Below are 25,294 nucleotides of genomic sequence, written 5' to 3'. Positions count from 1 at the left end.
CGACGGAAGCCGGCTCAACGGAGTCGGCTCAACGGAAGTCGGCGGTCCGGACCATGTCCCGGACCTGCGTCTGTACATGTGCGGTGGGACGGGACAGGCACACCGTCACCTCGACCAGGGCGTCGGAGCCGGCCGGGTCGGCGACCAGCGCGCCCCACTGGCTGGTGCCGCCCACGTTCCGGCACGCCGGGACGAGTTGCTCGTCGCCGAGCTTCGTCCCGGTGAAGCGGAACTTGTCCGCCATGGCCTGGCTGTGCTGCGGCTGCAGCATCACCAGCACGCCGCCGGAGGTGAGGGTGTGCGCGAGCGGGGTGCAGAAGTCGTCCAGCGGGTGGGCGCAGCCGTCCGCGGGCAGCCCCAGTTGCTGGGAGGAGACGAACCAGCTCTTGGCATCGGGCGATTTCAGCGTGGACCAGCCGGCCGGCAGTATCAGTTCCAGGCCGGGCGGGCCGGCGAAGCGGAACAGGCGGGAGCCGGGCGGCGTGGGCGGGCCGGTGCCGGGCACTTCGGGCGTGGGCCCGTCGGAGGCCGGTCCGTCGGAGGTGGGGCTGTCGGAGATAGGGCTGTTGGACCTGCCGCGCGGCGGGGTGCCCGAGGCCGGGGGCACGAGGGTCGGCGCACCGGACGCGCTGGGGGCGGCGGCGGGGTGGCCGGCCCGGGCCCCGGGCAGCAGCAGCCCCGCCGCCGCGACCAGCAGCACCGCGGCCACGGACAGCCCCGCGTTGCGGCGCCGGGCACGACGGCGAACGCGTTCGCGGACCCGCTCGAGCCGCAGCGCGGGCGAGGGGAGCTGGGGGACGCCCCGTTCCAGCAGGATCCGCAGTTCGTGTTCCTCGGGCCCCTGTGGGCGGCCGTCCGCTGCTCGCCCGCGGTGATCCCGCCGGTCACGCCGCTCGCCTCCCGCGGGGCGTTCGCGCCGCTTCCGCTACCGCCGCCGTGGCCGGGCGCTTCGTTGCCGTTCATCGCCGCTCACCTCCCTCCCCCACCACGGCGGCGGCCGGCAGCCGCTCGCGCAGCGTGCGCAGTGCCTTGGACGCCTGGCTCTTCACGGTGCCCTCCGAACAGCCGAGCACCTGGGCGGTCTCGGCCACGCTCAGGTCCTCGAAGTAACGCAGCACGACCACCGCCCGCTGCCGCGTCGGCAGCGACCGCACGGCCCCGGCCAGCGCCTGCTCCAGGTCCACATCGGCGAACGCGTTGTCGGACGCGGCCCGGTCCGGCAGGTCGTCGCCGTGCGGCACCTCGCCCCGCCACTTGCGCCGCCACCAGGAGGCGTGCGCGTGCACCAGCGCCTTGCGTACGTACGCCTCGGGGTTCTCGTCGGCTATCCGGTTCCACTTGGGCCAGACCCTGGCCAGCACGGTCTGCAGCAGATCCTCTGCCAGGTGCGCGTCGCCGGTGAGCAGCCAGGCGACCCGGAGCAGCCGCGGTCCCCGGGCCGCGACGAACTCCTCGAATCCGGCTGTGCCCACCGCCCACCTCTTCTTCTCCCACATCCGTCCAACGCGACGGACCGCCCCTGGGGTTGCCTCACCGGGGCCGGCTCCCGCAAACAGCGACACCGGCGGCGCCGAGGCGGCACCGCCGGTGTTCGCGACCTACTGGACGTACGGGGCCGTACAGCGCCGTACAGGACGTATTGGACGTTCAGGACCTGCGGGAGAGGCCCGGGCTCACTTCTTCGGGGCGGGCTTGCGCACCTGCAGGTGCAGTTCGCGCAGCCGCGCCTCGCTGACCTCGGAGGGCGCGCCCATCAGCAGGTCCTGGGCGTTCTGGTTGAGCGGGAAGGCGATCGTCTCGCGGATGTTGGGCTCGTCCGCGAGCAGCATCACCATCCGGTCCACGCCCGGGGCGATCCCGCCGTGCGGCGGGGCGCCGTAGTGGAAGGCGCGCAGCATGCCGCCGAACTCGGCCTGCACCGTCTCACGGCTGTAGCCGGCGATCTCGAACGCCTCGTACATCACGTCGGGTTCGTGGTTCCGGATGGCGCCGGACGACAGCTCCACGCCGTTGCACACGATGTCGTACTGCCAGGCCAGGATGTCCAGCGGGTCCTTGGTCCGCAGCGCCTCCAGACCGCCCTGCGGCATGGAGAACGGGTTGTGCGAGAACTCGATCGCGCCGGTGTCCTCGTTCCGCTCGAACATCGGGAAGTCCACGATCCAGCAGAACCGGAAGACGTTCTCCTCGAACTGGCCGGTGCGGCGGGCCGCTTCGACCCGGACCGGGCCCATGATCTTGCTGACCTCGTCGAACTCGCCGGCGCCGAAGAAGATCGCGGTGCCGGGCTTGGCGCCGACCGCGCCGGTCAGGGCCGCGATGTCCTCCTCGGTGAGGAACTTCGCGATCGGGCCGGTGAGCGCGTTGTCGTCGCCGACCCGGACCCAGGCCAGGCCCTTGGCGCCGAGCGAGACCGCGTACTCGCCGAGCGAGTCGAAGAACTTGCGCGGCTGGTCGGCGGTGTCCGGCACGGCCAGCGCGCGGACGTGCTTGCCGGCGAAGGCCTTGAAGCCGGAGTCGGCGAACACCGCGGAGACATCGACCAGTTCCAGTGTGGTGCGCAGGTCCGGCTTGTCGTTGCCGTACTTGACCATCGACTCGCGGAACGGGATGCGCGGGAACGGCGAGGTGACGCTGCGGCCGCCGCCGAACTCGGTGAACAGGTCGGTCATCACCTTCTCGATGACGCCGAACACGTCCTCCTGCTCGACGAAGCTCATCTCGACGTCGAGCTGGTAGAACTCGCCGGGCGAGCGGTCGGCGCGGGAGTCCTCGTCGCGGAAGCAGGGCGCGATCTGGAAGTAGCGGTCGAAGCCGGAGATCATCAGCAGCTGCTTGAACTGCTGCGGCGCCTGCGGCAGCGCGTAGAAGGTGCCGGGGTGCACCCGGGAGGGCACCAGGAAGTCGCGGGCGCCCTCGGGGGAGGTCGCCGACAGGATCGGGGTGGCCATCTCGTTGAAGCCGAGCGCGGTCATCTCGCGGCGCAGGAAGGAGATGACCTGGGTGCGCAGCATCAAGTTGCGGTGCATGCGCTGGCGGCGCAGGTCCAGGAAGCGGTTGGTGAGCCGCATCTCCTCGTTGGCGTTGTCCTCGGGGAAGACCGGGAACGGCAGCGGGTCGGCGGCGCCCAGCACCTCCACGGACGTCACCTCGACCTCGACCTGGCCGGTGGGCAGGTCGGGGTTCACGTTCTCCGGCGCGCGGGCCACCACCCGGCCGTCGACGCGCAGCACCGACTCCTTCGACTGGCCGCTCAGCCGGTCGTAGACCGGCGAGCCGGGGCGGACCACGAGCTGGGTGAAGCCGTAGTGGTCGCGCAGGTCGACGAAGAGGATGCCGCCCAGGTCGCGGCGATTGTGCAGCCAGCCGGACAGGCGGACGTCCGTGCCGACGTCGGTGGCGCGCAGCTCGCCGCAGGTGTGGGACCGGTACCGGTGCATCTCTCGTCCAAGTCGTCAGGTCGTCAGGGCATACCACTGAGCCCGCACAGCCTACCGGCGCCCCGCACCGGTCCCCCATTCGGATAAGCCGGGCCATATCCTCGGAAGCCTCATAAAATGACCCAATGCGCACCGAGGACGTCCTGGCCGCCGTGGGCTACGGCGTATGGCAGTGGGACGAGTCGACGGGCACGGTCGCGGTCGACGGCCGGGCGGCCCGGCTGCTCGGACTGTCCGGCGGGGCGGCCACCCACCGGTCCTCCGAGGTCCGGGCCCGCCTGCATCCGGCGGATTACGTGACGCTGGTCAGCGCGATCTCACTGGCCGGCGCGGAGGGCACGGTGGCCGAGTCCCTGGTGCGGGTGGTCGGCCCGGACGGCACGGTCCACCGCACCGTGCGGATCCGCCTGCGGCCGCGCGGGCGCACCCTCAGCGGCACCATGCACGAGGTGCGCGGCCGGCAGCACGCCGCCCCCGACCCGGCCCGGGACTGGCGGCGGTCCCGGGAGGCTTTCCTGCTGGACGCGGGCCGGGCGCTGGCCGAGGCCGACTCGACCGCCGAGGTGCTGCGGGTGGCGGCCGGCTTGTCGATGCCCGGCTTCTCGCCGGACGGCCTGGCCGTCTTCGGCCGGGAGGGCGACCACCTGACCGTCGTCGGGCACTACGGGCAGAAGATGCCGGACACCTTCCCCCGGGAGATGCCGCTGACCACCGGCTATCCGGCCACCGAGGTGATCCGCACCGGCCAGGCCGTCTACCTGCCGACCCCCCGGTCCTACGAGGAGCACTACCCGACCACCTGGCCGCTGGTGAGGATCTTCGGCCGGTCGTCCTGGGGATTCCTGCCGCTGACGGTGGCCGGTGCCACCATCGGCGTGTGGATGGCGGCCTTCCGCGAACCGGTGGAGTTCACCCCCGAGGAGCGGTCCGTGCTCACCACGGTGGCCCGGATGATGGCGCAGGCCCTGGCCAGGGCCGGACTGCACGAGTCGGAGCGGGCGCTGTCCGAAGGGCTGCAGCAGACAATGATGCCCGCCGACGAGCCGGCCATCGACGGCATGTCGGTGGCCGCCCGCTATGTGCCGACCGGCGGCGGCCTGCAGGTCGGCGGCGACTGGTACGACCTGATCGACCTGCCGTCCGGCCGCACCGCGATCGTGATCGGCGACGTCCAGGGCCACGACGTGCGGGCGGCCGGCCTGATGGGCCAGCTGAAGATCGCGCTGCGGGCGTACGCGGCCGAGGGGCACCGCCCGGACGCGGTGCTGTCCCGGACCTCCCGCTTCCTGGACGGCCTGGCCGAGCAGACCGAGGCGGCCGACGTCCGCTTCGCGACCTGCCTGTACCTGGAGATCGACCAGGCCGGCGCCACGCTGGACGTGGTGCGGGCCGGCCACCCGGAACCGTGCGTCCGGCTGGGCGACGGCACCACCATCGTCCGCCGCACCGACGGCGGGCCGCCGCTGGGCATCGACCCGGAAGCCGACTACCCGACCACCCGGCTCACCCTCGAACCGGGGGAGGTGCTGCTGCTGTGCACCGACGGCCTGATCGAGACCGGCGGCCACGACCTGGAAACCGGCTGGGACCGGCTGCGCGGCGTGCTGGAGGCCGGCCCGGCCGACGATCTGGAGGCGCTGGCCGACGCGCTCGTGCAGGCCGTGCACGGCCCGCCCTCCCACCACACCACCGGTCCGCTGCCCGACCGCCGCGAGGACGACATCGCCCTGGTCCTGCTGCGCCGCGAGCCGGACGGCCCGTGCTGCGCGGTGCCGGTGCGCCGCACCGTGCTGACCGTGCCGCAGGCCGACCCGGCCCTGATCCGCGGTGCCCGCGACGACGTCCGGGCGCTGCTGCACGACTGGGACTCGCAGGACCAGCTGGAGACCGCGGTCCTGCTGGTCTCCGAGGTGGTCACCAATGTCCTTGTGCACACCGACGAGGACGCCACCTTGATCGCCCAGGTCAGTGGCCTGCCCGGCACCCGGCGGCTGCGGGTCGAGGTCGGCGACCGGTCCGACGACATGCCGCACCTGCGCTCCCCCGGCGAGCTGGCCTCCAGCGGCCGGGGCCTGCTGCTGATGGCGGAACTGGCGGACCGCTGGGGGGTGGACCCGCGGGGGGAGGGGAAGTCGATCTGGTTCGAGCTGCACGAGGACTGAGGGGCCGCGCCGCCGGTAGCGGCGGGCGGCGGCCCGTCAGTGGCCGAGCGGTGAGTCGGCCGGGATCGAGCCGAGCCGGCCGGCCTGGAAGTCCTCGAAGGCCTGGGCCAGTTCGGCGTGGGTGTTCATCACGAACGGGCCGTACTGCATCATCGGCTCGCGGATCGGCCGGCCGCCGAGCAGCACGACCTCCAGGTTCGGGGAACGGGATTCCTGGGTCTCGTCGGCGCGGACGGTCAGGGCGTCGCCCTTGCCGAAGACGACCGACTGGCCCATCCGGAAGGGGCGGGAGCCGGGGCCGGCGAAACCGCGGCCGGCCAGGCCGTAGGCGATGGCGTTGAAGTCCGCGCGCCAGGGCAGGGTGACGCTGGCGCCGGGGTTCAGCGACAGGTGGATCATGGTGATCGGGGTGTGTGTGGCGCCGGGGCCCTCGTGGCCGCCGAGGTCGCCGGCGATCAGCCGGATGAGCGCGCCGCCGTCGCCGGAGGTGAGCAGCTTGAGGCCGCCGGCCCGGATGTCCTGGTACTTGGGCGCCATCATCTTGTCGGCCTTCGGCAGGTTCACCCACAGCTGGAGGCCGTGGAAGAGGCCGCCGCTGGTGACCAGGGACTCCGGCGGGGTCTCGATGTGCAGCAGGCCGGAGCCGGCCGTCATCCACTGGGTGTCGCCGTTGGTGATGGTGCCGCCACCGCCGTGCGAGTCCTGGTGGATGAAGGTGCCGTCCATGATGTAGGTGACGGTCTCGAAGCCGCGGTGCGGGTGCCAGGGGGTGCCCTTGGGCTCGCCGGGCGCGTACTCCACCTCACCCATCTGGTCCATCATGATGAACGGGTCGAGGTGGCGGTAGTCGATGCCCGCGAAGGCGCGGCGGACGGGGAAGCCCTCCCCCTCGAAGCCGCTCGGCGCGGTGGTGACGGTCAGGGCGGGACGCACCTGGGCGTCGGTCGCGGCAGTCACTCGCGGCAGGGTCAGCGGGTTCTCTACGGTCACGGCGGGCATGACGGCCTCCTTCGGTGATGCTCTGCTGTCAATCTAGTTGAAGGCTGAACATCTTGCAAGGCGTGACTATTCCGTCACGCACCCGAATCGGCCAACACCCCGAACCGGCCCGAAATCAGCCCGGATCAGCCCGGATCAGCCCGAGCCGACCGGCCGGCCCGGGTGGGCCGAGGCCGCGGCGGATCAGCCGTACATCCGCCGCATGGTGAAGTCGATCATCTGCTCGACGGCCTTGGCGTCGAACACCATCCGGTGCTGCCCGTCGATGTCGAGCACGAAGCCGTACCCGGTCGGCAGCAGGTCGAGCACCTCGGCGCCGGTGATCACGAAGTACTTGGACTCCTTGCCCGCGTACCGCCGCAATTCCTTGAGGGTGCTGAACATCGGGATGACCGGCTGCTGGGTGTCGTGCAGGGCCAGGAAGCCGGGATTCTCACCCCGCGGGCAGTAGACCTTGGAGGTGGTGAAGATGGCCTGGAAGTCCTCGGCCGCCATCGATCCGGTGGTGAAGGCCCGTACCGCGTCCGACAGCGACGGTGGCGAGGGCTCCGGATAACCGGGGGCCGCTTCCTGATAGCCGGGTGACGGCTCGGGATAGCCGCCGCCCATGGGTGCGGCACCCATCGGGCCGCCGGGTCCAGCGTTCACACTCTGCTCGTAGCCGTACACCCGCCCAGCCTAACGAAGGGTGGGGCCGGGACGAGGAAAGCGTCACATCCGGCCGGTAGGGGTTGCGTCTTATTACTGACGGGTAGCATGATTTCGTCACGCACCCTTCCTTCTCGTCCTTCTCCTCCTCCCTCACCCTCCCCCACCCTCCTTCTTCTTGAGACAGCAGCAGCGATACGGAGCCGTCCTGATGGGCCACTACAAGTCGAACCTCCGCGACATCGAGTTCAACCTCTTCGAGGTCCTCGGCCGCGACCAGCTCTACGGCACGGGTCCGTTCGCGGAGATGGACGTGGACACCGCGAAGGACGTCCTCGGCGAACTGGCGCGCCTGGCCGAGAACGAGCTGGCCGCGTCCTACGCCGACGCCGACCGGAACCCGCCGGTCTTCGACCCCGCGACGGGCACCGCCCCGGTCCCTGCCTCCTTCAAGAAGAGCTACCAGGCGTTCATGGACGCCGAGTACTGGCGGCTCGGCCTGCCCGAGGAGATCGGCGGCACCACCGCGCCGCGCTCCTTGATCTGGTCGTACGCCGAACTGGTGCTCGGCTCGAACCCGGCGATCTGGATGTACTCCTCCGGCCCGGCCTTCGCCGGCATCCTCTACGACGAGGGCACCGAGGAGCAGAAGAAGATCGCCGCCCTCGCGGTGGACAAGCAGTGGGGCTCCACCATGGTGCTCACCGAGCCGGACGCCGGCTCGGACGTCGGCGCCGGCCGTACCAGGGCCGTACGCCAGGAGGACGGCAGCTGGCACATCGAGGGCGTCAAGCGCTTCATCACCTCGGGCGAGCACGACATGGCCGAGAACATCATCCATTACGTGCTGGCCCGCCCCGAGGGCGCCGGCCCCGGCACCAAGGGCCTGTCGCTGTTCATGGTGCCCAAGTACGAGTTCGACGTCAGCACCGGCGAACTGGGCGCCCGCAACGGCGTGTACGCCACCAACGTCGAGCACAAGATGGGCCTGAAGGCGTCCAACACCTGCGAGCTGACCTTCGGCGACAAGCATCCCGCCAAGGGCTGGCTGATCGGCGACAAGCACGACGGCATCCGGCAGATGTTCCGGATCATCGAGTTCGCCCGGATGATGGTCGGCACCAAGGCCATCGCCACCTTGTCGACCGGCTACCTCAACGCGCTGGAGTACGCCAAGGAACGCGTCCAGGGCCCGGACCTGGCCCAGTTCACCGACAAGGCCGCGCCCAAGGTCACCATCACCCACCACCCCGACGTGCGGCGCTCGCTGATGACGCAGAAGGCGTACGCCGAGGGCATGCGCGCGCTGGTGCTGCACACCGCCTGCGTGCAGGACGCGATCCAGGTCGCCGAGGCGGCCGGCCAGGACGCCACGCACCTGCACAGCCTCAACGACCTGCTGCTGCCGATCGTCAAGGGCTACGGCTCGGAGAAGTCCTACGAGCAGCTCGCCCAGTCGCTGCAGACCTTCGGCGGCTCGGGTTACCTGCAGGAATACCCGATCGAGCAGTACATCCGCGACGCCAAGATCGACACGCTGTACGAGGGCACCACCGCGATCCAGGGACAGGACTACTTCTTCCGGAAGATCGTCCGCGACCAGGGGCAGGCGCTGACCGCGCTCAGCGAGGAGATCAAGAAGTTCCTCGCCGAGGCGACCGGCGGCGAGGACCTGGCCGCCGCCCGCGACCAGCTCGCCAAGGCCGCGGTCGACCTGGAGGGCATCGTCGGCACAATGCTGACCGACCTGGCCGCCACCGAGCAGGACGTCCGCTCCATCTACAAGGTGGGCCTCAACTCCACCCGGCTGCTGCTGGCCTCGGGCGACGTCGTCATCGCCTACCTGCTGCTCCGCGGCGCGGGCGTGGCGGCGGACAAGCTGCCGGACGCCGCCGCCAAGGACGCGGCCTTCTACACCGGCAAGATCGCCGCGGCGAAGTTCTTCGCCACCGAGATCCTGCCGGGCGTGGGGGTGCAGCGGGCGATCGCGGAGGCCGTCACGCTGGACGTGATGGACCTGCCCGAAGAGGCGTTCTGACCTTCCGGCCGGGCTGCCGCCCGGCCGGCCGCGGCCGGTCCGGGTCACCCGGCGCGACGGTGTTCCGCCACCTCCCCGGTAGCGGAACACCGTCTTTCCTATGCTGGCGGGTATGAGCCACCACCCGGATACGTTCGACCGCGCCCACACCGCCGACCTGGCCTCTTTCGTGCAGGCCGGCCCCTCCCCCTACCACGCGGTGGCCACCGCGGCCGGCCGGCTGGAGCAGGCCGGATTCCACCGGGTCGAGGAGACCGACGCGTGGGACGGCGCGGCCGGCGGCCGGTACGTGCTGCGGGGCGGCGCCGTCATCGCCTGGTACGTGCCGGAAGGCGCCGCGCCGCAGACGCCGTTCCGGGTGGTCGGCGCGCACACCGACTCGCCGAACCTCCGGGTCAAGCCGCGCCCCGACATGGGCGCCGCGGGCTGGCGGCAGGTGGCGGTGGAGATCTACGGCGGGCCGCTGCTCAACAGCTGGCTGGACCGCGACCTGGGCCTTGCCGGCCGGCTGTCGCTGCGCGACGGCAGCACCCGGCTGGTGAACGTCGACCGTCCGCTGCTGCGCGTCGCCCAGCTCGCCGTCCACCTGGACCGGGGGGTCAACGACAACGGCCTCACCCTGGACAAGCAGCGCCACCTCCAGCCGCTGTGGGGCCTGGGCGAGGCGGAGGACGGCGACCTGATCGCCTTCCTGGCGGCCGAGGCGGACATCCCCGCCGAGGAAGTGGCCGGCTGGGACCTGATGACGCACGACGTGCAGCCGCCCGCCTTCCTCGGCCGCGACCGCGACCTGCTGGCCTCGCCCCGGCTGGACAACCTGCTGTCGGTGCACGCCGCGCTGGCCGCGCTGATCGCCGTCGCCGGCGACGGGCGGGGCGACGACCTGCCGTTCATCCCGGTACTGGCCGCCTTCGACCACGAGGAGAACGGCAGCGAGTCCGACACCGGCGCCCAGGGCCCGCTGCTCGGCCGCGTGCTGGAGCGCTCGGTGCACGCCCGCGGCGGCGGCTACGAGGAGCGGCTGCGCGCGCTGGCCGGCACCGTGTGCGTGTCCTCCGACGTCGGCCACGCCGTCCACCCCAACTACCCCGAGCGCCACGACCCGACGCACCGCCCGCGCGCCAACGGCGGCCCGATCCTGAAGAGCAACGTCAACCAGCGCTACGCCACCGACGGCGCCGGCCGCGCCCTGTTCACGGCCGCCTGCGAACGGGCCGGTGTCCCGTTCCAGCACTTCGTCTCCAGCAACGCCATCCCGTGCGGCACCACCATCGGCCCGATCACCGCCGCCCGGCACGGCATCACCACCGTGGACATCGGCGTACCCGTGCTGTCCATGCACTCCGCCCGCGAACTGTGCGGCGCCGACGACCCGCACCTGCTGGCCACCGCGCTGCGCTCGTTCCTGACGGGCTGACGGGCTGACGGGGCGGCGGCTGACGGGGCAACGGCTGACGGGGCGGCGCAACCGGGGAGCACGACCGGCGCACAACCGGCGACCGACGCGCTGATTGGACGTCAAACGAGCGGGAAGACGCCCTGTGGACACCACGAGCCAGTCAAGTCAACCAACGGAGGCGGGCACTGTGGGTATCGGAGGCTGCATCATCCTGATTGCGGTCGGAGCGATCATCACGTTCGCCACCGACTGGCACGCCAAGGGCGTCAACGTGGATCTGATCGGTCTGATCATGATGGCCGTCGGCATGATCGGCCTGGCCGCCTACGTCAGCATCTTCAAGCGGCGCCGGATACCGCCGACGGCGGACGGCGACGTGCCGCCCGTGGTCGAGGAGCGGTACTACCCCGGCGAGCGGTACAACCGCTACTGAGCGGACCGGCCGCCCCGGGACCGCGCACCGCGCCCGGCGGCGGTCACCCGGCCGCCCCGTCCATGCCCGCCAGGACCAGAGCGAGCCGCGAGTCCCCGTCCGGGGTGATCCGGACGGGGACTCCCCAGTCCTGCTGGTGCACATGGCAGGCCGGATACGGGTTGGGGTTGTCGGAGTCGTCCACGTCGCAGGACGCCGCCATCGCCGACACGTGCAGCACCCCTTCGGGCACCGCCGGGTCCAGCACCAGCTCGCGGAACAGGTCGCTGCCCTTGCCGCCGCCCTCCAGCAGGAGTTCGGGCGGAGTGGCGCTCACCAGCAGCCGGGTGGAGGGGCCGTAGCGGTCGTCCAGCTTCTGGCCGGGGGGCGCGGAGAAGACCACGTCCAGCCGGAACGGTCCGGCGCCGACATCGGTCGCGGCCCGCCGGGTGCGGTGCGCGACCGCCTCCACGCGGACCGCCTCCTCCGGCAGCCGCAGCCGGGTCAGCCGGTGCCGCGCCGACTCCACCACCACGATGTCGCCGTCCACCACGGCCGCGTCCGACGGCTCGCGCAGATCGGTGGCCAGCGTGGACACCTCCCCCGTCACCGGGTCGTAGCGGCGCAGCGCGTTGTTGTAGGTGTCGCTGACCGCGACCGAGCCGTCCGGAAGCGCGGTGACGCCCAACGGGTGCTGCAGGAGCGCCTGTCCGGCCGGCCCGTCGCGGTGGCCGAAGTCGAACAGGCCGGTGCCGACAGCGGTCCGGATCAGATGTCCGGCCCCGTCCTGGGCCCGCTCGGCCCAGCGCAGCGCCGAGGTCTCGGCGTCGGCGATCCACAGCCGACCCCCGGCGGCCGACAGTCCCGAGGGCTGGGCGAACCACGCCTCGTCGGCGGGCCCGTCCACCAGGCCCTCGTTGGTGGTGCCGGCCGCGACCTCCACCCGGTCGGTGGCCGGGTCGTAGGTCCACAGCTGGTGGACGCCGGCCATCGCGATCCACACCCGGTCCTCGAACCAGGCCACGTCCCACGGTGAGGACAGCGCCACCTCGCGGGCCGGTCCCGAGGTGGGCGAGCCCTGCCACCACTGCGTGCCGGTGCCGGCCACGGTGGTGACCCGGCCGGTCTGCGGATCCAGCCGGCGCAGCACGTGGTTGACGGTGTCGGCCACCACGACGGACCCGTCGGGCAGCAGGGCCAAGCCCTGGGGTTCGCTGAAACGGGCGGTGGCCGCGTCGCCGTCGACCAGGCCGCGCTCACCGGTACCGATCCGCCGGACCACGCTCTCGCCGTCGGCGGCCAGTTCGACCAGGGCGTGCCGGCTGGAGTCGGCGACCAGGTAGTGCCCGGAAGCGGGCAGCAGCAGCACCTTGCCGGGGAACCGCAGATCGGTGGCGACGGGCTCCGGCGGCACGTAGGGGCCGTCGCCGCGCCGCAGGGTGCCCTTGGCGGTGTGCTCCTGTTCCAGCCGGGTGACGAGCTTGTCCAGCGCGTGCGCGTGGCCCTCGCCGGCGTGCTGCGCGACCACGTATCCCTCGGGGTCGATGACGACCAGCGTGGGCCAGGCCCGGACCGCGTACTGCTTCCAGGTGGCCAGCTCCGGGTCGTCCAGCACCGGGTGGTGCACCGCGTAGCGCTCCACCGCGTCCACCACGGCCCGGTGCTCGGCCTCGTGCACGAACTTCGGCGAGTGCACCCCGACGATCACCACGGTGTCGCGGTGGCGCTCCTCCAGCTCCCGCAGCTCGTCCAGGACATGCAGGCAGTTCACACAGCAGAAGGTCCAGAAGTCGAGGATCACAATGGATCCGCGCAGGTCGGCCAGGGTGTGCTGCTTCCCGCCGGTGTTCAGCCAGCCGCCCTTCCCGATCAGCTCGGGGGCGCGGACACGTGCACGTGCAGTCATATCCCCATCCAACAGCATGGTCCGGGGTAGGCATTCCCCATGAAATATGTGGTGCGGGAGAAGATGTTCGCCATCGGCGACGACTACTGGATCGAGGACGAGCACGGTCGGCGCGCGTTCTACGTCGACGGCAAGGTGATGCGGCTGCGCGACACCTTGGAGCTCCAGGACGTGAACGGCGCCGTGGTGGCCGTCATCCACAAGAAGCTGGTCAGCCTGCGGGACACGATGCTCATCGAGCGCGAGGGCGAGACGCTGGCCACGGTCAGGAAGAAGCGGCTGACGCTGCTGCGGCAGGTGTACCGGGCCGAACTGGCCTCCGGCGAGGAACTGGAGGTCCGCGGCGACCTCGTCGGCAAGGAGTACGACATCGAGTACGAGGGCGAGCGGCTGGCCCGGATCTCCCGCAAGTGGTTCACGCTGCGGGACGCGTACGCGATCGACGTGGAACGCGAGGACGCGGACGCGGGCATGCTGATCGCGGTGGCGGTGTGCGTGGACCGGCTGGTGGAGAACGAGCACGGGGAGGAGTAGGCGGCAGCAGCCGGCCCCGCCCGCGCCGGTGGCCGCCTCGGTGGCCGCCCCGGTGGCCGGACCGGCCCTAGGCGCCCGGCGGCGACCCGGCGGCAGGGGCGGCGGAGGCGGCGGGAGCAGCGCGTGAGGGCGTCGGCAGCCCCAGCACCCGGTCCCGCAGGACCGGGAAGTCCACCCGGGTGGCCGCCACCCGGGCGGGGTCCAGCTCGACGCTCAGCACCTGCTCGCCCGGGCCGGCCTCGGCCAGCACCTCGCCCCACGGGTCCACCACCATGCTGTGCCCGGCCTGCTCGACCCCCGCGTCGCGTCCCCGCCGTCCCGCAGGCCAGCACGTACGCCTGCGACTCGACGGCCCGCGCCTGGACCAGCGTGCGCCAGTGCGCGAGCCGGCGCGCGGGCCAGCCGGCCGGGACGACCAGCACATGCGCGCCCTCGTCCACCAGCAGCCGGAACAGCTCCGGGAAGCGCAGGTCGTAGCAGGTGGCCAGGCCCAGCACCGTCTGCGGCAGGCGGGCGGTGACGATCCGGTCGCCGGCCGCCATCAAGGTGGCCTCGCCCCGGTCGAAGCCGAAGCGGTGGATCTTGCGGTAGACGGCGTGCAGTTCGCCGTCCGGCGCGAAGAGCAGCGAGGTGTTGTAGAGCGGCCCCTCCGGGTCCCGCTCGACGATCGAGCCGGCGTGCAGCCATACGCCGGCGGCGCGCGCGGCCGCGCCCATCGCGGCGGCGGTGGGGCCGCCGTCCACCGGCTCCGCCTCGGCCGCGAAGGACTCCGCGGCGAAGGCCCCGACCGGCCACAGCTCGGGCAGCACCACAAGATCCGCGCCGGCCTGGGCCCGGACCAGCGCGGCCGTCCTTTCCCGGCGGTCGCCGACCGTTTCCTCCGGGTCCACGTCGATCTGCACAAGCGTTGCGCGCACCGGGTCACCGCCCATACGTTGGGTCGTCAAGTCGGGCCTACCATCGTCACTCGAAAGCACTGCGTGGGCGCCCGCGCGCAGCGTAACTTAGGCGCCAACCACCACGACCGCGCACCGAATGTCGAGGGGTCCCGTCCCGTGACCGTCCACAGCAAGCTCCAGCCGTACATCGACGCCTGGACCCACTCCATAGAATCCATCAACGAACTGGTCTCGCCACTGACCGAGGGGGAGTGGAGCCGGCCCACGGACTGCCCCTACTGGTCGGTGCGCGATGTCGTCTCGCACGTCATCGGCTTCGAGTGCGAGCTGCTCGGCGACCCGCGGCCGATCCACAGCCTGCCCAGTGATCTGCGGCACATCACCAGCGAGGCCGCCCGCTACACCGAGGTGCCGGTCGACATCCGCCGCCACCACACCGCGCCCGAGATGACCTCGGAGCTGGAGTACACCATCATCCGGCGCTCGCGGCAGCTGCGGAACGAGACCCGGCAGCCGGACCACGAGGTGCGCGCCATCGGCGGCGGCGAGACCACCCTCGAAGAGCAGCTCCGCGGCCGGGTCTTCGACGTGTGGGTGCACGAGCAGGATCTGCGCCGCGCCCTGGACAAGCCGGGCAATCTCGCGTCCGCGGCGGCGGTGCTCTCCCGGGACTACGTGCTGAACGCCCTGCCGAAGCTGGTCGCGCACGACGCGGGCGCCAAGCCCGGCTCCGCGGTGGTCTTCGACGTGCACGGGCCGCTGGAGTTCATGCGGACGGTACGGGTGGACGCCGAGGGCCGCGGCAGCATCGACTCGGCTGTCTCGCTCGGGCCCGCGGTGACCTTCGTGGTGGACTGGGAGACCTTCCTGCGGCTGCTCGCCGGGCGGGTCCGGCCGGCCGCGGTGGCGGACCGGCTGAAGATCGAGGGCGACGCCGAGCTGGCCGAGGCGATCTTGTCGCACATCGCGGTCACCAAGTGACCCGCGGGCGCGAGGGCGGCCCGGCGGGCCGGTCGGTCCGAGCGGCCCCGGTGGCGGAGTAAGTCCGAAAGGTGGGTGGCGCGCGGCCGTCCGGTGGGATGCGGACGGCCGCTTCCCACTTCGGTGACACGGGGTGCCGGCGCGGCCGGGGATGGCACGAGCTGTGATGATCCGGTGACGGTCTGGCGATGAAAGACTGGCGTTCTGCCCGAGAAGGCTGAGTTGGGCGAGTAGGGTGTGGCGCAATAACACGCACCCGCACTGCTCGTACGTCAACGTCCCCGGCACGGCGGTGGGTTGTCGGCCTCCCGCCATGAGGTACCGATTGATGTCAGCCCAGAGTTCGCCGTTATCGCCTCCTTCGTCCACCCCCGGCCGGCGCCCGGTGCGCACTGCTTGGGCCGTCGTTCTCCCGCTCGCCGCGGTCGTCGCGGCGAGCGCGGCCTGTGGCTGGGCGGCGACCCGCGCGGTCACCGCGGACCGCCCGCTGATCACCGCCACCGGCGCGGTCGGCGCGGTGCTGCTCGGCGTCGTGGTGGCGCTCGCCATGTCCCGGCGCCGGCTGGCTCGCGAACTCCGTTTCCAGACCGCTGAGTTACGGGCTGAGGCGTATCGGGAGGCCGAGCGGCACTCCGAGTCGGCCCGGCTCGCCGCCATCGATCTGGAGGCCGCCCAGCGTGCCGCCCGGGCCACCGAGGTGCAGCGCAGGACCGCGGCCGAGGCGCAGTTGTCGCTGCGGGCGGCGCTCAAGGCGGAGACCGCGCGGGCGGCGGCCCTGGAGGGCGAGACGGCCCGGCTGGCCGAGGTGACCATCCCGATGGCGGTGGACCGGCTGCGGGCCGGCGGTTCGGCCGACACCGTGATGGCGCGGCTGCCGCAGCCCACCGGGCCCGCCCATCAGCGCCTGCTGGGAGTGCTGATCCGGGAGATCGCCAAGAGCGAGCGGATGCGGGCGGCCGGGATGGCCGCGTGCGCCAGCGCCGCGAGCCGCATGCAGGCACTGACCACCGGCATGCTGGCCGACCTGCGGGAGATGGAGGACCGCCTCGGCGAGGAGGTGCTCGGCGATCTGCTGCACCTGGACCACTGCACCGCGCAGACCGGCCGGCTGGCCGACAGCGTCGCGGTGCTGACCGGCTCGCGCTCGGGCCGCCGCTGGACGAAGCCGATCGTGATGGAGAGCGTGCTGCGCGGCGCGATGGGCCGAATAGGCGCCTACCAGCGGGTGCGGCTGCACTCCACCAGCACGGCGGCGGTGGCCGGCTACGCGGCCGAGGGCGTCATGCACGCGCTGGCCGAACTCCTGGACAACGCCTGCAACTTCTCGCCGCCGACCGAGGAAGTGCACGTCTACGTCCAGGAGACGCACTCCGGGGTCGTCATCACCATCGAGGACGCGGGCCTGGTGATGCCGGACGCCACCTTGCTGCGGGCGCAGAAGCTGGTCTCCGGCGACCCGCTGGACCTGCGGGTGCTGTCCGGCACCCGGCTGGGCCTGGCGGTGGTGGGCTGCCTGGCCCGCAAGCACGGGCTGCTGATCTCCTTCCGGCCCTCCTCGCGGGGCGGTACGGGGGTGGTCGTGCTGATCCCGCCGCGGATCCTCACCCAGTCCCCGGCCGAGCACGCGGCGGACTACCCGGTGGAGGAGGGGGGCTACGGCGCCGGCGAGGGCTACCGGACCGAGGGCGGCGGCGCCTACGCACCCGGGGACGGGGGCCAGCCGCACGAGTTCTCCACCGGGCAGACCTGGCCGGCCCACGCCCCCTCCGCCCCAGGCCCGGCAGGAGGCGGCCGAGCCGCTGCCCAAGCGGGCCCGCGGCCAGACGCTGGCCGCCGCCCAGCACGGCGAACCACCCGGCGACCCGTCGGCGCCCTGGCTCGACCCGTCCCCGGAGGAGGCGGCGCGGGCGGCCCGGTCACGGGCCGGCGCCGGCGCCCGCTTCAGCGCCTTCCGGGACGCGGCGGCCGGCCGGAAGGTTCCGGAGGGGCGGCCGAACGCAGGGCCGAATGCTGCCCCGAACGCTGGACCGCACGCTGGACCGAACCCGGCCTCGGACCCGGGAGCGGGGGCGGCCGTGGGGGCCGCGGGTGCGGGCGGGGCCGGTGCGGGCGCGATGGCACCCGCCGGCCGTACCGCCTCCGGCGACGGCACGTTCGGCGCGGCCTTCGGCGGCGGCGGGCGGTATGCCGCCGACGTGGACGACACCGCCGACACCGGCTACCTGACCGACGCCGACTATGCCGCCGAGAGCGGCTACCCGGCCGCCGGCACCGGCGTCCGCGGCGGTTACGGCGGGCATGACGGAGCGGGCCGGTTCGGGGAGTTCGGCGGGTTCGGCGGGGAGGACGGCGGCGCGGGCGACACCGTACCGAGCGGACCGACGCCGGGAGGGGACAGCGGCAGATGACCACCACCGAGCACGACGGCCTGGACTGGCTGCTGGAGACGCTGCTGGCGAAGACGCCCGGCGCCCGGCACGCCCTGGTGCTGTCCCGCGACGGCCTCAAGTTGTGCCTGTCCTCCGGGCTGTCCATCGACCGGGCCGACCAGCTGGCCGCGATCGCCTCCGGCATCCAGGCCCTGGCGCACGGCGCCTCGATGGAGTTCGGCGACGGCAGCGGCGGGGTGCGGCAGTCGATGACCGAGTTCCACGGCGGCATCCTGTTCATCGTGGAGGCGGGTGAGGGCGCGCATCTGGCGGTGGTCGGCGAGGAGTACGCGGACGCCGGCGTCATCGGCCACCACATGAACGAACTGGTCGAGCAGATGGGCAACCGGCTGCGGTCCGATCCGCGTACCGGGGCCCGGATGACCGATCCCCGCGCCGATTCCCGCGCCGACCCGCCGGCCGGCCCGGCCGGCGGTTCCTTCCCGGGCGGCGGCAGCGGCGCCCGCAGCGACCTCGACGGCACGCGCGGGAAGCGGCAGGCATGAACCGCGGGCCGGTCGACAGCGGCGAACCAGACCGGCTCTACACCCTGACCGGTGGCCGCAGCCGCGCGAACGAGTCCCCGTTCGACCTCGTGACGATCGTGGTCGCGGAGAGCGAACCGGCCCTGGGCATGCAGTCCGAGCACGTACGGATCCTGCGGCTGTGCCGCCGCCCGACCGCCGTGGTGGAGGTGGCGGCCTATCTCGGGCTGCCCATCACGGTGGTGAAGATACTGCTGGGCGACCTGCGGGACGCGGGCCTGATCAGCGCCCGGCATCCGCGCAGCGCCCTGTCCGGCGACCGGGTACCGCCGCCGGAGACCCTGAAGAAGGTGCTGCGTGCCCTCCAGAATCTCTGAGCACTCCGGCCAGCCGTCCTGGGACGAGGCCGGCGGGAGCGGGCCGCCGCTGCGGGACACCGCCAGTGACGGGCTGAAGATCGCGATCGTGGGCGGATTCGGCGTCGGCAAGACCACCCTGGTGGGCGCGGTCAGCGAGATCCGCCCGCTGAGCACCGAGGAGACCATGAGCCGGGCGGGCGTCGGCATCGACGAGCCGGCCGGGCCCGGCGGCAAGCAGAGCACCACCGTGGCCTTCGACTTCGGCCGGATCACGCTGGACGACGAGATGGTGCTGTACCTGTTCGGCGCCCCCGGCCAGGAGCGCTTCTGGTTCCTGTGGGAGCGGCTGTTCTCCGGCACGATGGGCGCGGTGGTGCTGGTCGACACCCGGCGGATCGCCGACTCCTGGTACGCCATCGACCGGCTGGAACACCACGGGCTGCCGTTCATCGTGGCCCGCAACAACTTCGGCCCACCGCAGCACTCCCTGGACGACCTGCGCGAGGCGCTGTCGCTGCCGCCCGGGATCCCGCTGATCGACTGCGACGCCCGCCGGCGTCAATCCGCCAAGCGGGTGCTGATCACGCTGGTCGACTACCTGCTGACCTACGCTTCGCCTGCCTGGGAGTCCATGCCGTGACGTCGTACCAGGGACAGGGGCAGGGACAGGGACACCAGGGGCAAGGACCGGGGCCGGGGCCGGGACCGGGCCGTCGGGGGCACGGGCCGGGCCCCGTGCCGGGCGGGCCCGAGCAGGGAGCGGGGACCTGGGCGATACCGACGGCGCCCGAGGAGCCCGCGCCCAGGGAGCCGGACACCGGCCCCTACCCGCACCCGGCCTCACCGACCCCGTACCCGGGTGTGCCGCTGGCGCCGTATCCCGCCGCGGCGCCCAGCACCCAGCAGGCCGCCTACCAGGCCGCCGCCCGCCCCAACGTGCCGACCCCGCAGCCCAGTTACCCCGGCGGACGGCCGCCCGGCGCGCCCGTGCCGCCGACCGGTGTGCCCCCGGAGCTGAATCCGGCCCTGCCGCTGCATCCGGACGCCGCCCCGGTCCGCCTGCACTCGCCGGGATTCCAGCGCGACCCGGCGGGCCTGTACGAGATGCTGCGCCAGGTGCACGGATCGGTGGCGCCGGTGCTGCTGGACGCCGACCTGCCGGCCTGGCTGGTGCTCGGCTACCGCGAGGTGCACTACGTCACCGGCAACCCGGAGCTGTTCGCCCGCGACTCGCGGCGGTGGCACTCCTGGGACCGGGTGCCGCGGGACTGGCCGCTGCTGCCCTTCGTCGCGCACAACGCGTCGGTGCTGTTCACCGAGGGCGCCGAGCACCGCCGGCGGGCCGGGGCGATCTCCGACGTGCTCGGGGCGGTCGACCAGTTCGAGCTGCGCTTCGAGGCCGAGCGGGCCGCCGACATCGCGGTGGACGCGTTCGCGGGCGCCGGGCGGGCGGAGCTGATGGCGGACTACGCCGGGCAGGTGCCGCTGCGGGTACTGGCCGGGCTGTTCGGGCTGCGCGACGACGAGACGGCGGAGCTGGAGCGGGACACCGTGACCGTGCTGGGCGACGGGCCCGAGGCGGGCATGGCGTACGCCCGTATCCGCGGCACCATGGAGCTGCTGCTGGAGCGCAGGCGGCGGCGCCCGGGCCCCGATCTGCCGTCCCGGCTGCTGGCCCATCCGGCCCGGCTGGCGGACGAGGAGATCGTGCAGGACCTGATCGCCGTCATGGCCACCGGACAGCAGCCGACCGCCAACTGGATCGGGAACACCCTGCGGTTGATGCTGACCGACGACCGGTTCGCGGTGTCGCTGTCCGGCGGGCGGCGCAGCGTCGGCCAGGCACTCACCGAGGTGCTGTGGATGGACACCCCCACCCAGAACTTCATCGGCCGCTGGGCCACCCGGGACACCCAGCTGGCCGGCCGGCACATCCGGGCGGGCGACCTGCTGGTGCTGGGCCTGGCCGCGGCCAACACCGACCCGCAGGTGTGCCCGGTGGTCCCGGCCGGCCGGAGTTCGGCCCGCACCGCCGCCGCGACCGGCGGCAATCAGGCGCACCTGTCCTTCAGCCACGGCGAACACCGCTGCCCGGCGCCGGCCCCGGAGATCGCCGAGGCCATCGCGACCGCGGCCGTCGAGGTGCTGCTGGACCGCCTCCCTGACCTGCGGCTGGCCCGCGCCCCGGAGGACCTCTCCTGGCGCCCGTCCATCTGGCTGCGCGGCCCCGCGGCCCTCCCGGTGGAGTTCACCCCGCTGATCTGACCGTGCCCGGGACCGCGGGGCGCGGCGCCGGACCGCGCGCCGCGCCCCGTGTCATTCCACCGGGGCCGGGGCCGTGCGGTGGACGGTGGCGACGCGGCTGACCGCTATCCGGTCGCGTTCCAGTCGTTCGCTGGTGCGGCGCAGCCGCAGGATCTGCGCGGTGCCGACGGCCTGGAGGACGAAGACGCTGCTCCAGGCGACGCGGTAGTTGTCACCGGTCGCGTCGAGCAGCACGCCGATCGCGAACAAGGTCAGCACCGACGCGCTGAAGCCGCCGATGTTGACGATGCCGGAGGCGGTGCCGAGGCGCTCGGGCGGATTGGCCGGGCGGGCGAAGTCGAAGCCGATCATCGAGGCGGGGCCGCACGCGCCGAGGACGACGCAGAGCAGCACCAGCACCCACAGCGGGTCCTGGCCGCCCGGCCAGCTCAGCACCAGGGCCCAGGCGGCGGCGGTCGCCGCGATCACGCCCAGGGTCAGCGGCATCCGCAAGCCGTGGTGGCGGCCGATGAGCTGACCGAAGAGCAGGCCGAAGACCATGTTGGCGACCACCACCAGGGTGAGCATCTCGCCCGCCCCGCCGCGGGACATGCCCTGGTCCTCGACCAGGAAGGGCAGCCCCCACAGCAGCAGGAACACCATTCCGGAGAACTGCGTGGTGAAGTGCGTCCACATGCCCAGCCGGGTGCCGGGCTCCCGCCAGGCGTCGGCGATCTGCCGCCGGATGTAGGCCGGGCCGAGGTGTTCGACGGGCGCGGGCTCGTATCCCTCCGGGTGGTCCTTGAGGAAGAGCGCGACCAGGACCAGCACCAGCGCGCCGACCAGCGCCGTCCCGAGGAAGGTGGGGGTCCAGCCGGCCGAGTGCAGCAGCCGGGACAGCGCCACGGTCGACACGAGGTTGCCGGCCACGCCGAACAGCGCGGCCCCCTGGCTGATCATCGGACCGCGCCGGGCCGGGAACCAGCGGGTGCCGAGCCGCAGCACACTGACGAAGGTCATCGCGTCGCCGCAGCCGAGCACCGCGCGGGCGGCGAGCGCCATCCCGTACGAGTGCGACAGCGCGAACGCCCCCTGCCCGGTGGTGAACAGCACCGCGCCCAGCATCAGCACCCGCTTCGTGCCGAGCCGGTCCACCATCAGGCCGACGGGTATCTGCATACCGGCGTAGACCAGCACCTGGAGGATGGAGAAGGTCGACAGGGCCGAGGCGCCGATGTGGAAGCGGTCGGCGGCATCGATGCCGGCCACGCCGAGGCTGGTGCGGTGCACGACGGCGACGAAGTAGACGAGGGTGCCGACCCCCCAGACGAGCACGGCCCGCCGGCCGCCCGGCGGATCGCCGGGAAGGGCCAGACCCGCGGCCGGCTTGCCGCCCGGCGCCGTCACGACTCGCCCCGGGCGAGGGTCTTCACCCAGGACACGTGCCGGTCCACGATCTCGGCGGCGGTCCGGGCGGCCCCGCCGCGCAGCGCCTCCAGTATCTCGGTGTGCTCGGCGAGGTTCTTGGCGACCCGGCTCGGCTCGGCGTGCATGGTGGCCACGCCCATCCGCAACTGCCGGTCGCGCAGCTGGTCGTAGAGGTGCGCGAGGATACGGTTCCCGGCCGCGCGCACGATCTCGGCGTGGAAGCCGCGGTCGGCGGCGGCGAACGCGGCCAGGTCCCCGGTGGCGGCGTGCCCGCGCTGCTCGGCCAGGGATTCCTCCAGCCGGGCGATCAGCCGGGCCGGTACCGCCCCGACCACCTTCGCCACCGCGTGCTGCTCGACCAGCAGCCGGGTCTCCACCACGTCGGTGATCTCCTGCGCCGAGACCGGCAGGACCAGGGCGCCCTTCTTCGGATACAGCTTGAGCAGCCCCTCGGCCTCCAGCCGCAGCAGCGCTTCTCGCACCGGCGTCCTGGACACCCCGACGGCCTCGGCGAGATCGCCCTCGGTCAGCAGCGTCCCGCCTTCGTAACTCCGGTCGAGCACGCCGGACTTGACATGCAGATAGACCCGCTCGGCGGCGGGTGGGGACTTGGGTGCGGCAATGGCGGTCATGATGCGCACATCTTAGATACAACAGGTATCCCGCAGACAGCCGCCGTCCGCGATACGGACGATCAGGTCACGCCGCCGGACCGGCGAACGGGCCCAACAGCAGGCCGATCTGGCCCAGATGGGCGAGGCTGTCATGCAAGTGGCCGGCGAGGCGCTCCTGCACCGCATGGGTGTCGCCCGACGTGGGGCTGGTGACGACGCGGCCGAGGTCGGTGCCGGGCGCCGTCGTCAGATAGCTCTCCGCCAGGCCGTTGGTCGCGTCGGCGTAGCCGAGCAGCGTGGCGCGCCGCGGGCTCCGGAAGGCGGCGGCCTGCTCGTCGGTTTGCGCGTAGCCGGTGTCGGCGGGGTCGGCGGCCCGCCCTTCGAAGCCGTCCGGTTCGACACCCGTCAACGCCGTCCGGCCGTCATCGTGACCCGGGCGGGGCCCGGAGTCGGTGTGACGCGTCTCACTGCCGCCCGGGGGCACGGCAGTCGGGCGGCGCCCGGCGCACGCCGGAACGTCGCTGCTGACCGCCGGTGTACCGGGCGCACCCGGCCGGTCCGCGGCCGACCGGCCGGCCTCCGACGCCGTCGTACCAGGTCAGCCGGGTCGGCTCGGCTCAGCCGGCGCAGTGCCTCAGAGCTTGTTCATGCCCGAGTAGGGGCTGACCACTCGGGTCTGTCGGTCGCCGCCGAAGTCGACGAGCATGGCGATCCCGTCCTCGACGCCGATGATCCTGCCCAGGCCGTAGCGGTCGTGTGAGACGCGGTCTCCCAGCTCGAATCGCTTGGCCGGCGGGGCAACCGGGACGTTGAAGGGGCTTGTGGGGAGGTGGCGCCGGGGCGCGGCAGGTTTCGTCATCGTGCTACCAGTATGCGCTGACGAGGCCGGGAGCGGTCGGGCTCGGAGGCAACGATGCCGATTCGATTCGGTGCGGCGGCCCGTCCCGAACCGCCCGATCCCTTGCGGCGGCGGCCCTCCGGAGCACCGCGGCGGCCCCGGGACGGCGCCCGGATCGGGCGTACGCGATCGGCTGATCAGGGCCGGAAGGTGCTGACCAGGTCCGCGGTCGAGGAGACCGTGGACTGGATGGTGGGCGCCAGACTGCTGGAGGCGAGTACGAAGCCGAGCAGCACACAGGTCACGGCGTGGCTCAGCTTGAGGGCACGGTGGCGCATGAGCATCGCCGCGAGCAGGAAGAGCAGCAGCACGGCGGAGACGGAGACGACCATACGGCGATCGCAGCACAAAACCGGCCGCAATCGGTCATAACACGCACGCGCGGAGGGCCCGGACGTTTGTGCTCCGAACCCCCCGCACGTGGCGCACGCGCCGCACCGCGGCCGGTGCTCCCACCGGCGCGGGCACCGCCGCGGCACGGTGTGCCGCGGCGCCTTACGCCCAGGTGATCAGGCGCTTGGGCTGCTCCAGGATCGCCGCCACGTCCGCCAGCACCTTGGAGCCCAGCTCCCCGTCGACCAGGCGGTGGTCGAACGAGAGCGCGAGCGTGGTGACCTGGCGGGCCTTCACCTTGCCCTTGTGCACCCACGGCTGGAGCTTGACCGCGCCGAAGGCGAGGATCGCGGACTCACCGGGGTTGAGGATCGGCGTACCGGTGTCGACGCCGAAGACGCCGACATTGGTGATGGTGACGGTGCCGCCCTGCATCGCGGCCGGCGAGGTCTTGCCCTCCCGGGCGGTGGCCACCAGCTCGGCGAGGTCGGCGGCCAGTTCGGGGAGCGTCCTGCTGTGCGCGTCCTTGATGTTGGGGACGATCAGGCCGCGCGGGGTGGCCGCGGCGATCCCCAGGTTCACGTACGACTTGTGGACGATCTCCTGGCGCTCCTCGTCCCAGGCCGCGTTGACCTCCGGATGCCGGCGGACGGCGACCAGCAGCGCCTTGGCGACCAGCAGCAGCGGGCTGACCCGCAGGCCCGCGAAGGCCCGGTCCTCCTTCAGCTCCTGGACCAGCTTCATCGTCCGGGTGATGTCGAAGGTGACGAACTCGGTCACGTGCGGGGCGGTGAAGGCGCTGGCCACCACCGCCTGCGCGGTGGCCTTGCGGACGCCCTTGATCGGAGTCCGGGTCTCCCGCCCGGCGGCCGTTCCCGCGGCGGCGCCCGCCACGGCGCCCGGTGCGGGCGCCTCGGTCGACGGCAGCAGGGCCGGCGGGGCGGCGGCGGCCCGGATGTCCTCCCGGGTCACCTCGCCGCTGCGCCCGGTGGGGACCACCGTGGCCAGATCGATGCCCAGGTCCTTGGCGAGCTTGCGCACCGGGGGCTTGGCGAGCGGCCGCTCCGTTCGCACCGCCCAGCGGCT

Annotated in this window: 22 protein-coding genes and 2 pseudogenes; 11 read left to right on the top strand and 13 right to left on the bottom strand. The window is 72.8% G+C overall.

The window, feature by feature from the left end; translation table 11 throughout:
• Positions 1-28: 28 nt before the first annotated feature.
• The 3 genes from GA0115240_RS08820 to aspS all read right to left on the bottom strand — a co-directional run bounded on the left by GA0115240_RS08820 (position 29) and on the right by aspS (position 3,440).
• Entirely contained in the window at positions 29-709 is a 681-nt protein-coding gene (locus GA0115240_RS08820) for a hypothetical protein (RefSeq protein ID WP_093736095.1), read from the bottom strand.
• A gap of 250 nt (positions 710-959) precedes the next feature.
• Positions 960-1,496, bottom strand: coding sequence for a SigE family RNA polymerase sigma factor (locus tag GA0115240_RS08815; protein ID WP_093736094.1), 537 nt, complete (start codon positions 1,494-1,496; stop codon positions 960-962).
• A 177-nt stretch (positions 1,497-1,673) separates the two neighbouring features.
• On the bottom strand, positions 1,674-3,440 hold the full coding sequence (gene aspS / locus GA0115240_RS08810) for an aspartate--tRNA ligase (protein WP_093736093.1): 1,767 nt from the start codon (positions 3,438-3,440) through the stop codon (positions 1,674-1,676).
• A gap of 125 nt (positions 3,441-3,565) precedes the next feature.
• Here aspS and GA0115240_RS08805 point away from each other — a divergent pair, with 125 nt between their 5' ends.
• On the top strand, positions 3,566-5,602 hold the full coding sequence (locus tag GA0115240_RS08805; RefSeq protein ID WP_093736092.1) for a SpoIIE family protein phosphatase: 2,037 nt from the start codon (positions 3,566-3,568) through the stop codon (positions 5,600-5,602).
• A gap of 36 nt (positions 5,603-5,638) precedes the next feature.
• Here the strand turns inward: GA0115240_RS08805 and GA0115240_RS08800 are convergent, their stop codons facing one another.
• Together GA0115240_RS08800 and GA0115240_RS08795 are read right to left on the bottom strand one after the other, a co-directional pair.
• Entirely contained in the window at positions 5,639-6,601 is a 963-nt protein-coding gene (locus tag GA0115240_RS08800; protein WP_093736091.1) for a pirin family protein, read from the bottom strand.
• A 183-nt stretch (positions 6,602-6,784) separates the two neighbouring features.
• The gene (locus GA0115240_RS08795; protein ID WP_370673298.1) at positions 6,785-7,270 is read right to left on the bottom strand and encodes an SseB family protein; all 486 of its coding nucleotides are present in this window, start codon (positions 7,268-7,270) and stop codon (positions 6,785-6,787) included.
• Positions 7,271-7,460: 190 nt separating this feature from the next.
• On the opposite strand from GA0115240_RS08795, the gene GA0115240_RS08790 reads away from it, so the two are divergent.
• The 3 genes from GA0115240_RS08790 (at position 7,461) to GA0115240_RS08780 (ending at position 11,119) form a co-directional block, all read left to right on the top strand.
• Positions 7,461-9,287 (top strand): acyl-CoA dehydrogenase, encoded by a 1,827-nt coding sequence (locus GA0115240_RS08790; RefSeq protein WP_093736089.1) that lies wholly within the window; start codon positions 7,461-7,463, stop codon positions 9,285-9,287.
• 112 nt (positions 9,288-9,399) lie between these two features.
• The gene (locus tag GA0115240_RS08785; RefSeq protein ID WP_093736107.1) at positions 9,400-10,704 is read left to right on the top strand and encodes a M18 family aminopeptidase; all 1,305 of its coding nucleotides are present in this window, start codon (positions 9,400-9,402) and stop codon (positions 10,702-10,704) included.
• A gap of 169 nt (positions 10,705-10,873) precedes the next feature.
• The gene (locus GA0115240_RS08780) at positions 10,874-11,119 is read left to right on the top strand and encodes a hypothetical protein (protein ID WP_093736088.1); all 246 of its coding nucleotides are present in this window, start codon (positions 10,874-10,876) and stop codon (positions 11,117-11,119) included.
• 43 nt (positions 11,120-11,162) lie between these two features.
• Here the strand turns inward: GA0115240_RS08780 and GA0115240_RS08775 are convergent, their stop codons facing one another.
• On the bottom strand, positions 11,163-13,004 hold the full coding sequence (locus tag GA0115240_RS08775; RefSeq protein ID WP_093736087.1) for an NHL domain-containing thioredoxin family protein: 1,842 nt from the start codon (positions 13,002-13,004) through the stop codon (positions 11,163-11,165).
• A gap of 39 nt (positions 13,005-13,043) precedes the next feature.
• Between GA0115240_RS08775 and GA0115240_RS08770 the strand changes: the two genes are divergently transcribed.
• Entirely contained in the window at positions 13,044-13,538 is a 495-nt protein-coding gene (locus GA0115240_RS08770; protein ID WP_093736086.1) for an LURP-one-related/scramblase family protein, read from the top strand.
• 67 nt (positions 13,539-13,605) lie between these two features.
• Here the strand turns inward: GA0115240_RS08770 and GA0115240_RS08765 are convergent.
• Positions 13,606-14,455: pseudogene (locus GA0115240_RS08765) on the bottom strand (carbon-nitrogen family hydrolase).
• Between the two features lie 138 nt (positions 14,456-14,593).
• Between GA0115240_RS08765 and GA0115240_RS08760 the strand changes: the two are divergent.
• From GA0115240_RS08760 to GA0115240_RS08735, 6 genes and pseudogenes are all read left to right on the top strand, one after another.
• On the top strand, positions 14,594-15,418 hold the full coding sequence (locus tag GA0115240_RS08760; protein ID WP_093736085.1) for a maleylpyruvate isomerase family mycothiol-dependent enzyme: 825 nt from the start codon (positions 14,594-14,596) through the stop codon (positions 15,416-15,418).
• A gap of 385 nt (positions 15,419-15,803) precedes the next feature.
• The gene (locus GA0115240_RS08755; RefSeq protein ID WP_256069616.1) at positions 15,804-17,720 is read left to right on the top strand and encodes a sensor histidine kinase; all 1,917 of its coding nucleotides are present in this window, start codon (positions 15,804-15,806) and stop codon (positions 17,718-17,720) included.
• A gap of 102 nt (positions 17,721-17,822) precedes the next feature.
• Positions 17,823-18,224 (top strand): annotated as a pseudogene (locus GA0115240_RS08750) (roadblock/LC7 domain-containing protein); the annotation flags it as partial.
• A gap of 125 nt (positions 18,225-18,349) precedes the next feature.
• Positions 18,350-18,709: a DUF742 domain-containing protein gene (locus GA0115240_RS08745; protein ID WP_093736083.1), complete on the top strand. Its 360-nt coding sequence runs from the start codon at positions 18,350-18,352 to the stop codon at positions 18,707-18,709.
• Positions 18,702-19,331 (top strand): GTP-binding protein, encoded by a 630-nt coding sequence (locus tag GA0115240_RS08740; protein ID WP_370673299.1) that lies wholly within the window; start codon positions 18,702-18,704, stop codon positions 19,329-19,331. The genes GA0115240_RS08745 and GA0115240_RS08740 overlap by 8 nt, the downstream gene beginning before the upstream one ends.
• A gap of 347 nt (positions 19,332-19,678) precedes the next feature.
• On the top strand, positions 19,679-20,956 hold the full coding sequence (locus GA0115240_RS08735) for a cytochrome P450 (RefSeq protein ID WP_218087418.1): 1,278 nt from the start codon (positions 19,679-19,681) through the stop codon (positions 20,954-20,956).
• A 51-nt stretch (positions 20,957-21,007) separates the two neighbouring features.
• On the opposite strand, the gene GA0115240_RS08730 is transcribed toward GA0115240_RS08735, so the two are convergent.
• From GA0115240_RS08730 to GA0115240_RS08705, 6 genes are all read right to left on the bottom strand, one after another.
• Entirely contained in the window at positions 21,008-22,342 is a 1,335-nt protein-coding gene (locus tag GA0115240_RS08730) for an MFS transporter (protein ID WP_093736082.1), read from the bottom strand.
• Positions 22,339-22,995, bottom strand: coding sequence for a GntR family transcriptional regulator (locus GA0115240_RS08725; RefSeq protein WP_093736104.1), 657 nt, complete (start codon positions 22,993-22,995; stop codon positions 22,339-22,341). The genes GA0115240_RS08730 and GA0115240_RS08725 overlap by 4 nt, the downstream gene beginning before the upstream one ends.
• 67 nt (positions 22,996-23,062) lie before the next feature.
• On the bottom strand, positions 23,063-23,386 hold the full coding sequence (locus tag GA0115240_RS08720) for a hypothetical protein (protein WP_093736081.1): 324 nt from the start codon (positions 23,384-23,386) through the stop codon (positions 23,063-23,065).
• Between the two features lie 225 nt (positions 23,387-23,611).
• Positions 23,612-23,836 carry a hypothetical protein gene (locus GA0115240_RS08715; RefSeq protein ID WP_093736080.1) on the bottom strand — a complete coding sequence of 75 codons (225 nt, stop codon included), beginning with the start codon at positions 23,834-23,836 and terminating at the stop codon, positions 23,612-23,614.
• Between the two features lie 176 nt (positions 23,837-24,012).
• Positions 24,013-24,207, bottom strand: coding sequence for a hypothetical protein (locus tag GA0115240_RS08710; RefSeq protein ID WP_093736079.1), 195 nt, complete (start codon positions 24,205-24,207; stop codon positions 24,013-24,015).
• Positions 24,208-24,370: 163 nt separating this feature from the next.
• On the bottom strand, positions 24,371-25,294 hold a 924-nt coding region (locus tag GA0115240_RS08705), incomplete at its 5' end, for a dihydrolipoamide acetyltransferase family protein (protein ID WP_141708780.1).

It is taken from the genome of Streptomyces sp. DvalAA-14 (assembly GCF_900091855.1).
Classification (GTDB): domain Bacteria; phylum Actinomycetota; class Actinomycetes; order Streptomycetales; family Streptomycetaceae; genus Actinacidiphila.
The sequence above is the reverse complement of the archived record's forward strand: the minus strand, read 5'-3'. Positions and strand labels throughout refer to the sequence as shown.